This is a genomic window from Desulfofundulus salinus, assembly GCF_003627965.1.
Taxonomy (GTDB): Bacteria; Bacillota; Desulfotomaculia; order Desulfotomaculales; family Desulfovirgulaceae; genus Desulfofundulus; species Desulfofundulus salinus.
The window spans coordinates 1,132,284-1,149,304 of sequence record NZ_RBWE01000001.1; the positions used below are offsets into that span (position 1 = coordinate 1,132,284).

At 55.7% G+C, this 17,021-nt stretch carries 18 protein-coding genes; 16 read left to right on the forward strand and 2 right to left on the reverse strand.

What is annotated here, in order from left to right; translation table 11 throughout:
- Positions 1 to 204 precede the first annotated feature (204 nt).
- The 14 genes from acs to ftsY all read left to right on the forward strand — a co-directional run bounded on the left by acs (position 205) and on the right by ftsY (position 12,951).
- Positions 205 to 2,307, forward strand: coding sequence for an acetate--CoA ligase alpha subunit (gene acs, locus D7024_RS05850; RefSeq protein WP_121450951.1), 2,103 nt, complete (start codon positions 205 to 207; stop codon positions 2,305 to 2,307).
- 12 nt (positions 2,308 to 2,319) lie between these two features.
- Positions 2,320 to 3,369, forward strand: a complete 1,050-nt coding sequence (locus D7024_RS05855) for a phosphotransacetylase family protein (protein ID WP_121450952.1) — start codon at positions 2,320 to 2,322, stop codon at positions 3,367 to 3,369.
- A 142-nt stretch (positions 3,370 to 3,511) separates the two neighbouring features.
- Positions 3,512 to 4,048 (forward strand): YceD family protein, encoded by a 537-nt coding sequence (locus D7024_RS05860; protein WP_121450953.1) that lies wholly within the window; start codon positions 3,512 to 3,514, stop codon positions 4,046 to 4,048.
- Positions 4,049 to 4,076: 28 nt separating this feature from the next.
- Entirely contained in the window at positions 4,077 to 4,253 is a 177-nt protein-coding gene (gene rpmF / locus D7024_RS05865) for a 50S ribosomal protein L32 (protein WP_072868064.1), read from the forward strand.
- A 189-nt stretch (positions 4,254 to 4,442) separates the two neighbouring features.
- On the forward strand, positions 4,443 to 5,021 hold the full coding sequence (gene fapR / locus D7024_RS05870) for a transcription factor FapR (RefSeq protein ID WP_121452481.1): 579 nt from the start codon (positions 4,443 to 4,445) through the stop codon (positions 5,019 to 5,021).
- A complete protein-coding gene (gene plsX, locus D7024_RS05875) occupies positions 5,018 to 6,028 on the forward strand; it encodes a phosphate acyltransferase PlsX (RefSeq protein ID WP_121450954.1) in 1,011 nt (336 codons plus the stop codon). The genes fapR and plsX overlap by 4 nt, the downstream gene beginning before the upstream one ends.
- Positions 6,028 to 7,083 carry a beta-ketoacyl-ACP synthase III gene (locus D7024_RS05880; RefSeq protein ID WP_121450955.1) on the forward strand — a complete coding sequence of 352 codons (1,056 nt, stop codon included), beginning with the start codon at positions 6,028 to 6,030 and terminating at the stop codon, positions 7,081 to 7,083. Before plsX ends, D7024_RS05880 begins: the two co-directional genes overlap by 1 nt.
- Complete coding sequence (fabK, locus tag D7024_RS05885; protein ID WP_121450956.1) at positions 7,061 to 8,014, forward strand: enoyl-[acyl-carrier-protein] reductase FabK; 954 nt, start codon at positions 7,061 to 7,063, stop codon at positions 8,012 to 8,014. The genes D7024_RS05880 and fabK overlap by 23 nt, the downstream gene beginning before the upstream one ends.
- Positions 8,011 to 8,949, forward strand: a complete 939-nt coding sequence (gene fabD / locus D7024_RS05890) for an ACP S-malonyltransferase (protein ID WP_121450957.1) — start codon at positions 8,011 to 8,013, stop codon at positions 8,947 to 8,949. Before fabK ends, fabD begins: the two co-directional genes overlap by 4 nt.
- A 1-nt stretch (position 8,950) precedes the next feature.
- On the forward strand, positions 8,951 to 9,694 hold the full coding sequence (gene fabG, locus D7024_RS05895) for a 3-oxoacyl-[acyl-carrier-protein] reductase (protein WP_121450958.1): 744 nt from the start codon (positions 8,951 to 8,953) through the stop codon (positions 9,692 to 9,694).
- Positions 9,695 to 9,743: 49 nt separating this feature from the next.
- Positions 9,744 to 9,974, forward strand: a complete 231-nt coding sequence (gene acpP / locus D7024_RS05900; protein ID WP_013823343.1) for an acyl carrier protein — start codon at positions 9,744 to 9,746, stop codon at positions 9,972 to 9,974.
- Positions 9,975 to 10,052: 78 nt separating this feature from the next.
- Complete coding sequence (gene fabF, locus D7024_RS05905; protein ID WP_121450960.1) at positions 10,053 to 11,294, forward strand: beta-ketoacyl-ACP synthase II; 1,242 nt, start codon at positions 10,053 to 10,055, stop codon at positions 11,292 to 11,294.
- Positions 11,295 to 11,306: 12 nt separating this feature from the next.
- The gene (gene rnc, locus D7024_RS05910; RefSeq protein WP_121450961.1) at positions 11,307 to 12,026 is read left to right on the forward strand and encodes a ribonuclease III; all 720 of its coding nucleotides are present in this window, start codon (positions 11,307 to 11,309) and stop codon (positions 12,024 to 12,026) included.
- A 13-nt stretch (positions 12,027 to 12,039) separates the two neighbouring features.
- A complete protein-coding gene (gene ftsY / locus D7024_RS05915) occupies positions 12,040 to 12,951 on the forward strand; it encodes a signal recognition particle-docking protein FtsY (protein WP_121450962.1) in 912 nt (303 codons plus the stop codon).
- Positions 12,952 to 12,986: 35 nt separating this feature from the next.
- On the opposite strand, the gene D7024_RS05920 is transcribed toward ftsY, so the two are convergent.
- Positions 12,987 to 14,087: an NAD(P)/FAD-dependent oxidoreductase gene (locus tag D7024_RS05920; RefSeq protein ID WP_121450963.1), complete on the reverse strand. Its 1,101-nt coding sequence runs from the start codon at positions 14,085 to 14,087 to the stop codon at positions 12,987 to 12,989.
- 128 nt (positions 14,088 to 14,215) lie between these two features.
- Here D7024_RS05920 and D7024_RS05925 point away from each other — a divergent pair, with 128 nt between their 5' ends.
- Entirely contained in the window at positions 14,216 to 15,331 is a 1,116-nt protein-coding gene (locus tag D7024_RS05925; RefSeq protein WP_121450964.1) for a GerAB/ArcD/ProY family transporter, read from the forward strand.
- On the opposite strand, the gene D7024_RS05930 is transcribed toward D7024_RS05925, so the two are convergent.
- Positions 15,290 to 16,390 carry an NAD(P)/FAD-dependent oxidoreductase gene (locus tag D7024_RS05930; protein ID WP_121450965.1) on the reverse strand — a complete coding sequence of 367 codons (1,101 nt, stop codon included), beginning with the start codon at positions 16,388 to 16,390 and terminating at the stop codon, positions 15,290 to 15,292. The two genes, D7024_RS05925 and D7024_RS05930, sit on opposite strands and share 42 nt — an antisense overlap.
- Positions 16,391 to 16,546: 156 nt before the next feature.
- Here D7024_RS05930 and D7024_RS05935 point away from each other — a divergent pair, with 156 nt between their 5' ends.
- Complete coding sequence (locus D7024_RS05935) at positions 16,547 to 16,996, forward strand: hypothetical protein (protein ID WP_121450966.1); 450 nt, start codon at positions 16,547 to 16,549, stop codon at positions 16,994 to 16,996.
- The last annotated feature ends 25 nt before the right edge of the window (positions 16,997 to 17,021 follow it).

Genomic DNA, 17,021 nt, shown 5'->3' on the forward strand with positions numbered 1-17,021 from the left:
CCTTTTTATTTGAAAAATGCTACAAAACATTAAAATCTCATTTTCGTTCAATTTACAAAATTACTATTTTAATTCGTGCCCGAAGTAGATATTTACTCACACTTTTCGCCCCTTTATAATGAAGAAAAGAAACGTTTGTGTATTGTATGCTGTATAATTAGTTTTTAAGTTTTCGCTTAATTTGCACCAAGAAGGGGTGAGAATGTGGGACTACTGAACAACTTTTATAACCCGAATGCGGTAGCCGTTGTCGGTGCCTCAAAAAAACCCGGTAAAGTAGGCCACTCTATAGTGAAGAATCTAATCGAGTCAGGATTTCCGGGACAAATTTATCCGGTTAATCCCAAGGAGGAGGAAATTGAGGGTTTAACGGTTTATCCATCGGTTACAGCCATTCCAGAGCAGGTGGACCTGGTCGTTGTAGCCGTTCCCGCAGCCAGAACCCTGGATGTAGCCAGAGAGTGTGGGGAAAAGGGTGTCAAAAACCTGGTAGTGGTCACTGCCGGGTTTAAGGAAATTGGCAAAGAGGGTCTGGATCTCGAAAAAGAACTGGTAGCTATCTGCCACCAGTATGGCATGCGTATGCTGGGGCCAAACTGCGTGGGCATGATGGACACCCATACGCCCATCAACGCTTCTTTTACCAAAACTTTCCCCTTGAAAGGCGACATAGCCTTCCTCTCCCAGAGCGGTGCCACCCTGATTGCCATCCTGGACTGGAGCCGCTCCGTTGGTCTTGGTTTCAGCAAGATGGTCAGTCTGGGTAATAAAGGAGATCTTTCGGAAATTGATTTCATTGCCGAAGCTGCCGAGGACCCCTATACCCGCGTAATCGCCTGCTACCTGGAAGACGTGGCCGACGGGTCTCGTTTCCTGGAAGTGGTCCGCGAGGCCACCCGTAAAAAACCCGTAATCATTCTCAAGTCCGGTACCAGCCAGGCCGGTGCCCAGGCCGCTTCTTCCCACACCGGTGCCCTGGCCGGTAGTGACCTGGCTTACGACACGGCCTTCCGGCAGTGCGGCGTAATCCGCGCCCGGTCCATGACCGAGCTCTTTGAGCTGGCCATTGCCTTTTCCCGTTGTCCGGTTCCGGCCGGCAAGAAGGTGGCCATTGTGACCAACTCCGGGGGTCCGGGCATTGTGGCTACGGATAATGTGGAAGCCAGGTCCCTGACTATGGCGCGGTTTACCAGGGAAACCATTGAAGAATTGCGTGGGGGACTACCCGCCGAGGCCGCCCTGTACAACCCGGTGGACGTGCTGGGTGATGCCAGGGCCGACCGTTATCGTTTTGCCCTGGAAAAGGTTCTTGCCGACCCCAATGTGGACAGTATCGTGGTTTTAATGTGTCCCACCGCCGTGGCCCAGCCCCTGGAAACCACCCAGGCCGTGATTGAGCTACAAAAGAAATATCCCCATAAGCCAATTATGGGCGTTTACCTGGGCGGCGAATCCATGGCTGAAGGTGCACGACTCATGTCCGAAGCCGGCATGACCTGTTTTACTTTCCCCGAGCCGGCTATTGCGGCGATCAACGGATTGGTTAGTTACGGTGAATTTCGCAATACCCCCGTAGGGGAAAGTGATCTGATCTATCCCGATGTGGACAAGAAAGCGGTCAAGGCCATTTTTTACGATGCCATGCGGGATAACCGCCTGGTGCTGCTGGGCAGCGAAGCTGCAGCCGTTGCCAGGGCGTACGGCATCCCGGCCGCTCCCATATCCCTGGCCACCACCCCCGAGGAGGCGGTGGAGGAAGCCGAGAAAATGGGCTACCCGGTGGTGCTTAAGGTGGCTTCTCCCAAGATCCTGCACAAGACCGACGTGGGCGGCGTGAAAATTGGCCTTGATTCTCCCGAGGCAGTACGCAAAGGTTTCATCGAGATTATGGAGAACGTCCATCGCCTGCTGCCCCAGGCGGTGGTCTACGGCATAGAGGTACAGAAAATGATGCCCAAGGGCGTGGAGCTGATCATCGGCATGACCCGGGATGTCCAGTTTGGCCCCATGATTGCCTGCGGTCTGGGTGGTATTTACGTCAACCTGCTTAAAGATGTTTCCTTCCGCCTGGCCCAGGGGCTCACCCGGCGGGAGATTGAGGCCATGCTCAGCGAAACCAAGGCCTATACCCTCTTGCGGGGTTACCGGGGCGAGAAGCCGGCCGACCTGCCGGCGCTGGTGGAAGCCATCGGCCGTACGGCCCGGCTGGTGCTTGACTTCCCGGAGATCAATGAAATCGATATTAACCCCGTCTTTGTCTATAACCAGGGCTTAAGTGCCCTTGATATCAAAATTACCATATCGTGAGGTGTTGGCCTGATGAGAAATCTGTACATTATGGGCACTCCGGCCAGCGGTAAAACGGCCCTGGCCCTGGGCCTGGCTCAAAAATTGCAAAAAGAAGGCTTTCGGGTTGTATACTTCAAGCCTATCGGGAGCCCTTCCCGGGGACCGGAACGGATGGATGAGGATGCCGTTTTAATGCGGGAAGTGCTGGGGATGGACGTGCCCCTGGAATTAGTGGTGCCCCGGATGATCGGCCCATCCTACCTGTCCGGCAATGGTTGTAAAGACGCTCTTGCCCACGTCCGCGCAGCCTACGAGCAGATTTCCGCAGGTGCCGATGTGGTGATTATCGGCGGGGCAGCCTACCCCTACGCTTACGCCGCCTGCGGGTTGGACGATATTACCCTGGCCAGACAACTGGACGCTCAGGTATTGCTGGTGTTAAACATTGAAAATGATTTTGGCTTTGACCAGGCCCTGTTCTTTAACCGCAGCTTTACGGCGGCGGGGGTAAATCTTTTGGGGAACATTTTCAACAACATTCCCCGTCCTCTCCTGGCCAAGATCGAAGGCATCTACCGGCCCCTTTTAGAGGAACACGGCTACCGCACTTTGGGTGTGATCCCGCGCCGCCCGGAAATTGCTTCCCCTACCGTGGAAGAATACTATGAAGTTCTGGGCGGGGAAATCCTGACCGGCAGCGAAAATCTAAAGCGCCTGGTGGAGGATGTGGTGGTCGGGGCCATGACCGCCGAGAGCGCCCTGACCTATTTCCGCCGCACTGCCGATAAGGCGGTGATTCTGGGTGGTGACCGGGCCGATGTTGCCCTGGCCGCCCTGGAAACCAGCACCTCGGTGCTCATCCTGACTGGCGGCCTCTATCCCGACGTGAAGGTCATTGCCCGGGCGCAGGAAAAGGGAGTGCCCCTGATCCTGGTTCACTATGATACCTATACTACTATCGAAAAAATCAGCCACTTGTCCCGTCGTTTAAAGCCGGGCGATACCACCGGAATTAAAGTGGCCCTGGAAAACGTGGAACAGTATTGCCAGTGGGAGGCCATTGTGGAGGCTTTGCGCTAATTTTAGGCCAGCAGCTACACCGCCGACCGTGCAGCCGGCGGTGTTTTTATGCCACCGGGGGGGGAGGCTGCCCAGGCATTTGCCTTGACAAAGGGACGACACCCCTATATAATGAGTTTTGTTAAATTAAGGGGTGTTTGACATGCGTATTGATGTGACGGATTTAAAAAAGAGCCCCGGGGAAAGCATACAGGTGGAACTCTCTTCTCCATTGCCAGAACTGGAGTTCTACGGGGAAAGGTTGAGCTTTGAGGGTCCCGCCCGGGCTTCCCTGGAGATTAGCAATACCGGGAAAGCCCTTTTGGTGGAGGGTAAGGTCAAGGGTACGCTGGGAGTCCGTTGTGCCCGCTGTTTGGAACCTTTTCGCTGGCCGGTAGAGGCCACGCTAAGCGAAGTGTACTATCCTGCGGACAGTGAAGAGCTGGTTGTTGTAGAGCCAACTCAAGGAGAGTACCAGGAATGGATCCCCTTTTCCGGCGATGTCCTGGATATTACGCCGGAAGTACTGAAGAGCATTTTGCTTGTGTTGCCCATGCGTTTCCTTTGTAAAGAGGGTTGCCGCGGTCTGTGTCCCCGGTGTGGCCAAAACCTGAACATGGCACCCTGTGCCTGTCCCGGGGAAGATGTGGACCCGCGCCTGATGATACTCAAGGACATGTTTAAGGACAGCAACCGGTAACCATTGGTTAAAGGGGGGGTGGATTGGTATGGGTGTTCCGAAAAGGAAAACTTCTAAGCGGCGGGCCAGAATGCGGCGGGCCCACTGGAAGATAGAGGCCCCGGGACTGGTGCGTTGTTCCCAGTGCCATGCCCTGATCGTGCCTCACCGGGTTTGCCCGGAATGCGGGTATTACAAGGCAAAAGAAGTGGTGAGAGTTCAGTAGTTAATCCGGTTGCAAAAAGTTTAATCCATCTATAATCAGGTTTTAGCTCAAGCAGCTCCGGTAAAGGCGGGTATGTTTGTTGCCCTGCCTGCGCCGGAAAATTTTTTTGCCCTGGAGGAGTTGCTTTTTTTTGGCATTCCCGCTATACTTATTTTAGTACCTGGTGCTAAATTTTTTGGTGATGGGGCAATGTCCAAAAGTCATACGGGAAAACTGAAGCGCCAGCAGCTGGTTGCCCGCTACCTGAGCGGCAACCCTTTCCTCACCGATGAGGATCTCGCCGCCATCCTGGGGGTCAGCGTACAGACCATCCGGCTGGATCGCAACGAGTTACATATTCCGGAAAAACGTGAGCGTTTGGAGCAGGTGGCCCGGGGCGTTTACGGCCAGCTCCGGGCTTTGAGTGAGACCGATCTGGTGGGTGAGCTGGTGGAGCTGAACATAGGCAAATCGGGCGTTTCTATACTAACCATTACCGATGAGATGACCCTCAAACGCACCCGCGTGGCCCGGGGGCATTATTTATTTGCCCAGGCCAACTCTCTGGCGGTGGCTTTATGCGATGCCGAGGTGGCCCTTACCGGCACCACCAAGGTGAGTTTCCGCCGGCCGGTGTTTTGCGGGGAAAAGGTGGTGGCCAGGGCGTTTGTAAGGCGAAAAAAGGGCAATAAATATATGGTAAGGGTTGCCTCAAGAGTCAATAACGAGGTAGTGCTGGAAGGAAAATTTCTCATCTTCGCCATAGCAGAGGAGGTCTGGCGGCAGTGAAAATTGCCGTTGATGCCATGGGCGGTGACCATGCGCCGGCGGAAATCGTGCGGGGGTCAGTGGAAGCGGCCCGGGAATACCGCCAGGAGATCATTCTGGTGGGGGACCGGGAAAAAATTCTGGCCGAACTGGGCCAGTCACCCCCTGATCATATTGAGGTGTTTCACGCCCCGGAAATTATTACCATGGAGGAACAGCCGGCCGTAGCGGTCCGGAAAAAGAAACAGTCTTCCATTGTGCAGGCTGTGAGGCTGGTTAAGGAAGGGGAGGCAGCAGCCCTGGTTTCTGCCGGCAGTACGGGAGCGGCCATGGCGGCTTCCCTTTTAGGTTTGGGACGCATCCAGGGGATTGACCGCCCGGCCATAGCCAGTATTTTACCCCGGCGTGGGGGAACCACCGTCCTTTTAGATGCGGGAGCCAACGTGGACTGCAAACCCCACCATTTACTGCAGTTTGCCATTATGGGTTCCCTGTACGCCGAAAAGATCCTTGGCGTTCCCCGGCCCCGGGTTGGCCTTTTAAATGTGGGGGAAGAAGAGACAAAGGGCAACGAACTCACCCTGGCCACCTTTCCCCTCCTGCGCCAGGCAAGAATTAACTTTATCGGCAACGTGGAGGGGCGGGATATCTTCGCCGGTACGGTAGACGTGGTAGTTTGCGATGGCTTTGTGGGGAACATTGTTTTGAAGGCCGGAGAAGGGCTGGCCACGGCACTGCTTGGAATGATCAAGGAGGAAGTTACCAGGAGCTGGCTGGCCAAAATGGGTACGGCCATGGCCATCCCTGCATTAAAGTGTTTCGAAAGGCGCATTGATTATGCCGAGTACGGTGGCGCGCCGCTTTTAGGAGTCAACGGGGTATCCATCATTTGTCACGGCAGTTCCACTGCCCGGGCGATCAAAAACGCCATTAAAAGGGCCAGGGAAGCAGTTGAAACCGGCCTGGTAAGCGCCATCCGGAGCAGTATTGAAGACATCGCTGAGCACCAGAAAGTGGGGATAAGTTAATGTCCAAAGAAATTTTGCCCGTGGGAATTTGGGGCACGGGCATTTATGTGCCTGAACGGGTGCTTACCAATGTGGATTTGGAGCGTATGGTGGACACCAGTGACGAATGGATCCGCACCCGCACGGGCATCCGGAAAAGACATATTGCCGCGGATCACGAGGCGGCTTCCGACCTGGCCGTTCGGGCCGCCCGGCAGGCCATGGAGAATGCCGGGGTTACCGGGGAGGAAATTGATTTAATTATCGTCTCTACCAACAGTCCAGACATGCTGTTCCCGGCAACGGCCTGTCTGGTGCAGCATGCCCTGGGGGCAAAAAAGGCCGGGGCTTTTGATGTTCAGGCGGGGTGCACCGGCTTTATATACGCCCTGGCCTGCGGCAGCCAGTTTATCGCCGCCCGGGCGGCCAGAACCGTTCTGGTCATTGGTACGGAAGTCCTGAGCCGCCTGGTGAACTGGCAGGATCGCAACACTTGCGTCCTCTTTGGTGACGGCGCCGGGGCAGTGGTTATGGGGCCGGTTCCGGAGGGCTATGGCATCCTGGCCACCCGTCTGGGTGCGGATGGGTCAGGGGGGCCGCTTTTATCCCTTCCGGCGGGGCTTTCCCGTTACCCGGCATCAGAGGAAACACTGGCAAAAAAACAGCACTTTATACATATGAATGGCCGGGAAGTATTTAAGTTTGCCGTCAAGGTGATGGAGGAGAGCTGCCAGGAGGTTTTGCAGGCAGCCGGTCTGGATACGCCAGAGCTGGATTTTTTGATTCCCCACCAGGCCAACACCCGTATTATCGAGGCTGCCGCTAAAAGGCTGGGCCTGCCTTTAGAGCGGGTATGGATCAATGTGGACCGTTACGGTAATACTTCCGCCGCTTCTATTCCCCTGGCTTTGCACGAGGCCCTGGAGGCGGGGCGGATCCAGGACGGCGATCACGTGGTGCTGGTGGCCTTTGGCGCAGGTCTCACCTGGGGAGCCACCCTGCTACGCTGGTATGATTATCGATCAAAACCTTTGAGAAGGGAGACGGATAACCATCATCCGCACGAAGCTTTGTGATTTGCTGGGAATCGAATATCCCATCATCCAGGGTGGGATGGCCTGGGTTTCCACCGCTGAACTGGCGGCCGCAGTTAGTGAGGCCGGCGGGTTGGGAATCATTGGTTCCGGCCAGGCTCCCCCGGAATGGGTGCGGGAGCAGGTACGCCTGGCCCGAAAACTGACGTCCAAACCCTTCGGGGTAAATGTTATGTTACGCTCGCCTTATGTAGACGAAGTGATGCAGGTGCTTTTGGAGGAACGGGTTCCGGTAATTACCACCGGGGCGGGCAACCCGGGCAAATATCTGACCGGCCTGCAGGCGGCGGGCATCCGGGTAATTCCGGTGGTGGCTTCGGTGGCCCTGGCCAGGCGCCTGGCCAGAAGCGGTGTGGACGCCCTTATTGCCGAGGGCATGGAGAGCGGCGGCCATGTGGGTGAGCTTTGCACTTTCCCCCTGGTCCCGCAAATTGTGGACGCGGTGGGTATTCCCGTCATTGCCGCCGGCGGTATTTACGACGGCCGGGGTCTGGCAGCCGCCCTCATGCTGGGGGCGCAGGGTGTACAAATGGGTACCCGTTTCATGTGCGCGGCGGAGTGTACCATTCATCCAGCCGTAAAGGAGATGGTGATTAAGGCCAGGGACCGGGATACAGTGGTCACCGGCCGGCCCACAGGCCACCCTGTGCGGGTATTACGCAATAAATTGAGTAAACAATTCGAAGAACTGGAAAGCCGCTGCGCCCCGCCGGAAGAACTGGAGAAACTGGGCATAGGGAAACTGCGGGCGGCCATGGTTGACGGCGATGTGGAATACGGTTCGGTAATGGCCGGACAGGTGTCGGCCATGGTGCGGGAAATTCAGCCCGCCCGGGAAATCGTCCTGGAAGTGGTGCGGGGTGCGGCAGCCCTGTTGTCGGACGCATCCCGGTGGGTGGTGTCCGGGAAATGAAGCTGGCCTTTATCTTCCCCGGCCAGGGGTCGCAGTATGTGGGTATGGGCCGTCAGATGTACGAGTGCTTCCCGGTTGCCCGGCGCACTTTTGAAGAGGCCGACGCCTCTTTGGGCTTTACCTTAAGCCGCTTATGTTTTGAAGGCCCGGCAGAGGAACTGCAGCATACCATGAATGCCCAGCCGGCCATCCTCACGGTAAGTGTGGCCTGTTTACGGGTGCTCCGGGAAAAAGGGGTAGTACCGGACGTGGCTGCCGGCCACAGCCTGGGGGAATACAGCGCCCTGGTGGCGGCGGGGGCCATAACCTTTGCCGATGCGGTAAAAATAGTGCGCAAGCGGGGCCAGTTCATGCAGGAGGCGGTACCCCTGGGAGCCGGGGGGATGATGGCCGTCCTCGGACTGGATGTTCCAACGGTCGAAGAGATCTGTCGCCGGGCATCCGATGCCGGGGTGGTGGAAGCGGTCAACCTCAACTGTCCGGGCCAGGTGGTCATTGCCGGGGAAATGCAGGCTCTGGAACGGGCCTGTGTGCTGGCCAAAGAAGCGGGAGCCAGGCGTTGCGTTCCCCTGGCCGTAAGCGCTCCCTTCCACTCCAGCTTGATGCGCCCGGCCGGGGAGAAACTGGCCCGGGAGCTGGAGCAGGTGGCCATGGCCGATCTCCGGTTTCCCGTGGTGGCCAATGTTACGGCCGACTTCGTGACCTCCAAAGAGGAGGTAAAAAGGCTCCTGGTGCAGCAGGTTTACAGCCCCGTGCGCTGGGAGGAAAGCATGCGGCGGCTCATTGCCGGCGGCGTCCAGGCCTTTATCGAGGTGGGTCCCGGGACGGTGCTCTGCGGCCTGTTGCGCAAGATTGACCGTCAGGTACACTGCTGGTCGGTCCAGGATCCGGAGTCCCTGGAAAAAGTCCTTGCATGCCTTAAGGAGGTTAGCTAAAATGTTACTTGACGGTAAAAAGGCCATTGTTACCGGTGCTTCCCGGGGCATCGGCCGGGCCATTGCCCTGGCTTTGGCCCGGGCCGGGGCGGACGTGGTGGTGAATTTTAACGGTCAGGCCGCCGCCGCCGAGGAAGTAGTTACCCGGATCCGGGAGATGGGCCGGCAGGCGGTAACCTGCCAGGCGGATGTTTCCGTGCCTTCCGAGGCGGCAAAACTGGTTAATGTGGCCGCCGAGCAACTGGGCGGACTGCATATCCTGGTGAACAACGCCGGCATCACCCGGGATAACCTGGTGATGCGCATGGCGGATGAAGATTGGGACCGGGTGCTGGACGTAAATTTAAAGGGTGCTTTTAACACCATCAAGGCAGCTTCCCGGTTGATGATGAAAGCCCGCTGGGGCCGCATTATCAACATCAGTTCGGTGGTCGGCATCACGGGCAACGCCGGCCAGGCCAGTTACGCCGCCAGCAAGGCCGGGCTCATCGGTCTGACCAAAGCGGTGGCTAAAGAACTGGGCTCCCGGAACATTACCGTTAACGCGGTGGCACCGGGGTTTATCCTTACCGATATGACCGGCTCCCTTTCCGGGGCCGTCAGGGAAAAGATGTTAAGCCGGGTGGCACTGGGCCGTTTCGGGCAGCCTGAAGAGGTAGCCGCGGCAGTGGTTTTCCTGGCCAGCGATGCTGCGGGGTATATTACCGGGCAAACCATTGTCGTTGACGGCGGTCTAACTATATAGGCTGATTACATAAAGTTAGTGTGAATAGCATTGGAAGGGGGTGAAACATTTGTCCGTTTTTGAGAAGGTTAAAGCCATCATTGTGGAACAGTTGGGGGTAGATGAATCAGAAGTGACCATGGAAGCCTCCTTCATTGAGGATTTGGGGGCTGACTCCCTGGACATTGTGGAACTGGTGATGGCCCTGGAAGAGGAATTTGACCTGACTATTCCCGATGAGGATGCGGAGAAGATCCGCACTGTGGGTGAGGCCGTCAGATATATTCAGGAGCATTTATAAGTAAAATCCCAGGTCCCGCGATCATTACGCGGGACTTTTTGAAATATGCTTTCATGAATCGCTTAAGGAGGTAAGGTTTTGTCCAATAGAGTTGTGGTAACCGGTGTGGGCATAATATCCCCGGTGGGTACTGGTGTGAAGGACTTTTGGGCCAATATTACGGCGGGGAAAAGCGGCGTAGGGCCCATTACCCGCTTTGACGCCAGTGCCTACGATACCCGCTTTGCCGCCGAGGTAAAGGATTTTGACCCCACCCGGTACATAGACAAAAAAGAAGCACGGCGCATGGATCGCTTTACCCAGTTTGCCCTGGCCGCCACGAACATGGCCTTAGAAGATGCCGGTCTTGACCTGGAACAGGTGAACAGGGACCGGGTCGGTGTTATTTTGGGCTCGGGCATTGGCGGTATTGAGACACTGGAAGAGCAGCACCAGGTCCTTCTTAAACGCGGCCCGGGACGGGTGAGCCCCTTTTTCATCCCCATGATGATTGCCAATATGGGAGCAGGCCAGATTGCCATTACCCACCGGCTGCGGGGTTGTAATTTAACTGTCACCAGTGCCTGTGCCTCCAGCAATCATGCCGTGGGTGACGCCTTTCGCCTGCTCCAGTGGGGCCATGCGGATATAGTAATCACCGGCGGCAGCGAGGCGCCCATCACTCCGCTGTCGGTGGCGGGTTTTTCAGCGATGAAGGCCCTTTCCACCCGTAATGACGAGCCGGAGAAGGCAAGCCGGCCCTTTGATGCCGGGCGGGACGGTTTTGTCATTGGTGAAGGGGCGGCCATCCTGATCCTGGAGACCCTGGAGCACGCTCAAGGACGAAAGGCCCGCATTTACGCCGAGGTGGCGGGTTACGGTACCAGCTGTGACGCCTACCACATTACGGCGCCCGATCCCGAGGGCAGCGGGGCGTCTTTATCCATGGAATTGGCCCTCAAAGATGCCGGCCTGCCGCCGGAAAAGGTGGATTATATCAATGCCCACGGTACCTCCACCCCTCTGGGAGACCGGCTGGAGACAGTGGCCATTAAACGTGTCTTTGGTGATCACGCTTACCGGCTGGCCGTCAGTTCCACCAAGTCCATGACCGGCCACCTCCTGGGGGCGGCGGGTGGCCTGGAGGCGGTCGTCTGCGTGCTGGCTATTTACCACGGGGTGATCCCCCCAACCATCAATTACGAGGAACCGGATCCGGAATGCGACCTGGATTACGTACCCAACCAGGCCCGGAAGGCGCCCGTGGAGGTTGCCTTAAGCAACTCCTTTGGTTTCGGGGGACATAACGCCACCCTTATATTCCGCAAGCTTCAAGGCTAAAATGGTGATGAGATGACGGGAATTGAAGAGAAAATCAGCGTCTTGAAAGAAAAGCTGGGGTTCCTCTGGCAAAATGAGGATTTGTTGCGCCTGGCTTTGACCCATAGTTCCTATGCCTACGAAAAAAATTTCCGGAGCCAGGAAAACAACCAGCGGTTGGAGTTCCTCGGCGATGCGGTACTGGAACTGGTGGTCAGCGATTATCTCTACCGCACCTATCCCGGGCACACCGAAGGGGAATTGACCAGATTGCGGGCGGCAGTAGTGTGCGAGCCTTCTCTGGCCCGGACGGCCCGGGAACTGGATCTGGGTTCCTGCCTTTATATGGGCCGGGGGGAGGAACGTTCGGGGGGGCGGGAACGCCCCTCCATCCTGGCTGACGCCTTTGAGGCCCTTTTAGGGGCCATTTACCTCGACCAGGGGCTGGCAATGGCCAAAAAGGTTGCTCTTCAATACCTTAAGCCGGTTATTAAAGATGTGATGGAAGGTCGCGTGGAGCGGGACTATAAAACTGAATTGCAGGAAATCCTGCAAGAGGAAGGTAAAGTAGGCATCAGTTACGCCATTTTACGTGAGGAAGGTCCCGATCATCATAAAACCTTTACTGCCGCGGTATATTTTGGAGGTAAGGAGATGGGTCGGGGACAGGGGCGTTCGAAAAAAGAAGCGGAGCAACAGGCCGCATGCCGGGCACTGGCCAGGCTGGGATATCTCCACGGGACGGAGCAGTAGGAGGTTTTTAGGGATGGGGTTTTTTAACCGCCTGAAAGAGAGTTTAACGAAAACCCGCCAGGGTCTGGTGGAAAAAATCGAAAATCTCATTATCGGACGCCAGGCCATTGATGAAAGCCTCTTTGATGAGCTGGAGGAAGTGCTAATCGGAGCCGACGTGGGGGTGGAAACGGCCCTGGAGTTGATGGAAACCCTGCGCCGGCAGGTTAAAGAACGAAAGATAAAAGATCCCGAACAGTTAAAGCCCCTTTTGCAGGACCTCATCCAGGACATCTTAAGCACAGGCGAGAGGTCCCTTAACCGGGGTGGCCCCCCCACGGTAATCCTGGTAGTGGGGGTTAACGGCGTGGGCAAGACCACCACCATCGGTAAGCTGGCCCACTACTTCAAATCCCGGGGAGAGCGGGTACTTCTCGGGGCGGCGGATACCTTCCGGGCGGCGGCCATCGATCAGCTGGAGATCTGGGGCCGGCGGGTAGGAGTGGATGTGATCAAGCATAAAGAAGGGTCTGACCCGGCAGCCGTAGCCTATGATGCCCTGCAGGCGGCCAGGGCACGAAAAATGGACATGCTCATTATCGATACCGCCGGCCGGCTGCACACCAAAAGCAACCTCATGGATGAACTGAAAAAAATCCGCCGGGTGCTGGGTCGGGAACTGCCCGGGGCACCCCACGAGGTGTTGCTGGTGCTGGATGCCACCACAGGGCAAAATGCCATTTCCCAGGCCTGCCTGTTTGGCGAGGCCACCGGTGTGACGGGCATTGTCCTGACCAAGCTGGATGGTACGGCCAAGGGCGGGGTGATTATCGGCATCCGCCAGATCCTGGACATCCCGGTTAAATTCATTGGTATCGGTGAAGGAGTGGAGGACCTGCGTCCCTTTAACCCGCAGGAGTTTGTAGCCGCCTTATTTGAGAAATAGTCATTGCGAACCGGGTAGGAGGCCTGGTTTTCTTTTTACATCCCGGGGTGGATTTTTTGCTTTAATTGCTGCAAGAGGTTGAGCAATTCCGTGCCGTATTGTAATACGTCAATGTTGGTATTGTAAATGAGCTGTTTTATCCCGGGGGTGCTGACCAGTTTTACCAGGTTGTCGAAATCGGCGTTGTTCATATTGTTGAGTATCTGGCGTAAAGTTGCCAGGCGGGTGATCTTCCGTCGTAAATCGCGGGTCAGGTTGGTGTAGGATTCCCCCCGGGCCAGTGCCCGGCCGGCATAAACCCCGCTCCTAATGGAGAACATGACGCCGAATCCTAAAAAAGGCTCCATAAATCCCCCGGCATTCCCGATCATCAATATATTGCCTACTTGCGGCGGGTAGCAATAGCCACTGATATGTTGTAGGGAAAAATTATCTAACACCTGGTAATCAAGTTTTTCCATTTCCCAGAAGAGACGCCATTTCTCTTCAATCTCATCGGCATTGCTATTGCTAACTATTAAAATCAGGGAGGCGCGGTGAGCATTAAAAGGTGAGAGGTAGGCGTAGGCATGGCGTGAGTATTTAGTATTGACCCACATGATCAGGGTATTGGGGTCGAAGTTCCCCAGTACCACCGCTCCCCGCACCCAGGTTTTCAAGAAGTCCTGCCAGCAGCCCAGCGTGCGCGCGACCGTTGGTGTGCCGTCGGCCACCACCACGTAATCGTAATGGCGCGCCAGCACCTGCCAGTCGGCATAACGGTTAAAATATACCGGCGTTTTTAAAAGGGAGTAGAGCTGGCTTTCCGTGGAATTTTCGTCCTGCCCCCGCTGGATGAAATAACCCAGGTGTCCGGTAACAGTGCGGGTGACGTTGGGCATATGCATAATTACTCTTTTCCAGGGGGCCAGGGGCTTGATGGGCAAATGCAGTTCGTTTTTTAAGTAATCCATCTGGTCTTTGATGGGCCGGGACATAAGTTGTAAAAGCCCGCCTACATGGTTAAAAGCTTCCCCTGCCCGGGAGCGCTGCTCAAAAATAGCCGGGGCAATACCGTGACGCTCCAGTTCCAGGGCGCAGGCCAGGCCGGAAATACCGGCGCCGATAATGGCAATCCGGGGCGTGTGGCGACCCATGTTTTGTCCCTCCCATGAAACAAACTTTTACCTTAGTATACCCTTGAGGTTTTCATATAAGCCCTAACCCTGTATATCTACCCCCGTTTCCATACACAATACTATGGAAGTAAAAGGGGGTGCAGTCAGTGGATCAGGGTGGAGGCGATAACCTCATTGAAAAAGGGCGAATTTCCTCCCGCCAGTTAGCCATGTTGCTCTTTACCCTGGTCATATCGACCATCGATGTTTACCTGCCGGCAGTGGTGGCCGGTGTAGCCGGAAGGGATGCCTGGATTGCAGTAATCCTGGCGGTTTTCTATGCCCTGATCATCTGGGCAGTGGCCATAGCCCTGGCCGCTCGTTTTCCTCGTCAGACGATTATCCACTACAGCAAGGAAGTGTTAGGCCCCATCCTGGGGGGCTTCATTGGATTGTTACTGATTATTTTTTTCTTTTTTGTGGGGACTAGCATCACTCGCATGCTGGCCGATGTCATGGTCACGGCCTTTATGCCAGGCACACCTCTAGTGGTTTTTACCACGAGCGTTATGCTGGTGGCTTCTTATGCAGTCTTTAGCGGGCTTGAGGTCATAGCCCGGGTAAACGAAATTATGCTCCCCCTGGGACTCGCCGCACTCATTTTTGTTGGTTTCGGTTCTTTGCCTCAGGTAGATTTTGGTAACTTCTTACCCGTGATGGAACAGGGCCTGGGGCCGGTGAACTGGGGAGGTGTCATTTTAGTCAGTACCTTAGCCGAAATTGTGATCGTACTGATGCTCTATCCATATATAAATGACCAGACCCGGGTCGGAGTAAATGGCCTGTGGGCGCTCCTGGGTTTGGGGGCGGCCATGCAAATTGGCGTGCTGGCCATCGGTCTTTTTACCGCAGAGGTTACCGCTACCATGAACTTTCCGGCCCTGGAAATGGTGCGGGCCATCAGGTTGGGAGCTTTTATAACCCACCTGGATGTGGTAATCGTGGCTGTTTGGGTGGGAGGCATTTTTTTAAAGCTGGCCCTGCTTTATTATGTGGTGACTTTAGGGCTGGCCCAGTGGCTGGGCCTGTCCAGCTACCAATCCCTGTTGGCACCAGTGGGGATCTGGATGGTTATCTATTCACTGTTCGCCTATCATTCCATAGCCGATTTTTGGGCCCTGGAGTTGAAGGTGTTTCCCGGATACTCTTTGTCTCATACATTTTTAATTCCCTTGTTTCTTTTAGTGGTGGCGTGGGTGCGCGGATTGGGGGCGAAAAGTTAATTTATTAAACTCAGACAAAATGGCATAAATTTTAGGGATTATATCCAGCCCGGAATGGTAGATAAGGTGCTTTATGCCGGGTATCCCCAGAATGCCTACCAGGCGGTCCAGACCGTGGTTGTCCAGTTTGTCCAGGCTGGAGCGCAGTTCGTTCAGCTCGTTAATGCGCCGGGTCAAAGGCTTTACCAGCCTTTCATAATCATCATTGCTGGCAATGGCCCGTGCGGCCAGCACACCGCTGATCATCCCGGAAAAAAGGCCCAGGCCGAGGAGGCTGCTGACAAAGCCCCCGCTATTGCCAACCAGGAGGATGTTGCCCACCTGGTGACGGGTGACCTGGCCGCAGTGAAATTGCTGTTCATAAGTTTCTGTGATGTGGTAATGCAGATTTTCCGCTTCCAGAAAAAGTTCCCAGTAATCATCCATTTCCTCGGGTTTAATTCCTCCTACACAGAGGTGCATACTGGCCCGGCCCCGGTCGAAGGGAGCCAGATAACCATAGCTGTGACCCGCGTAACGGGTATCCCAGAACATATGGAAGGTGTGAGGGTCAAATTGCCCCAGTACCAGGGCTCCCTTGATGACTACATTGGTATATTCCTGCCACAGGCCCAACTGGCGGGCGGTTTTGCTGTCTCCCGTGGCCACTACCACCCAGTCGAATTCCCGGGCCAGGTCCCGCGGATCGGCAATGGTCTCAAAAACTACCGACGAGTTGAGCCGGGCTGCCAGCTGGTTTTCAATGGAAAGGGGAGAGCGCCCCCGGTAAACCAGATATCCCAGACGCCGGGATCGGATGACCGACCGGTGGCTGGGGCTGTACATAACAATAGAGTGCAGGGGAGCCAGGGGGTGTAGATAAAGACCATATTTACGGGCCAGATAAGCCAGCTGGTCTTTCACGGGAAGCCACGCCATGTGCAAAAGTATATCCACCCGCTCCACCGGGTGGCCTACGCGGTGATACCGCTCAATAATAACCGGTTTTATCCCGAGCCGTTGCAGTTCCAGGGCGCAGGCCAGACCGCTGGGCCCGGCGCCAATGATGGCTACGCGCAAAAAGAATCACTCCCGCCTGACTTTCTATTAGCTTTACTCATATTGTTTGATACAGCAGGAGATATTATGAGTTAATCATATTCGGATTCGATTCAGCCTTACCCCAAAGCGGGTGGAAGACATGCCGGGCAAAATGGAAGGGGAGACAGGTGACGCATGCCCTGGGTTATTTCCTTTGCGATTAGCTGGCTGGTTTTCTTTGCCCTGGCGGACCGCCGGAGGTACATGCCCCTGTTAGTGGGGGGGCTGGCGGCCGTGATTGTTCAGCTTTTAACCGATAATATGGGACATTACCTGAATCTTTACCGTATATCCGATCCCGTGCTCCCTATCTTTTATTCTTCCGCGTTTTTTACCTTTGGACCCGTGTTTACCATGGGTGCCCTTTTCGGCCAGTACCTTCCTTCCCTGCGCTGGCTCCAGGGGCTCCACATTATGGCCTTTTCCGGCCTGTTCCTGTTGGAAGAGCGTATGTTTATGCTGGCGGGCGTTCTGGTATATACCCATTGGGATCATTTTGCCAGTCTACTTGTGAATACGCTGGTCTTCACTGGCCTGGCCTGGCTTGTGGAGAGCCAGCGTGTGGGCTGGGGTAGCCCGGGTTAAATCCTTTGTTCCAACCGGGTTCCTT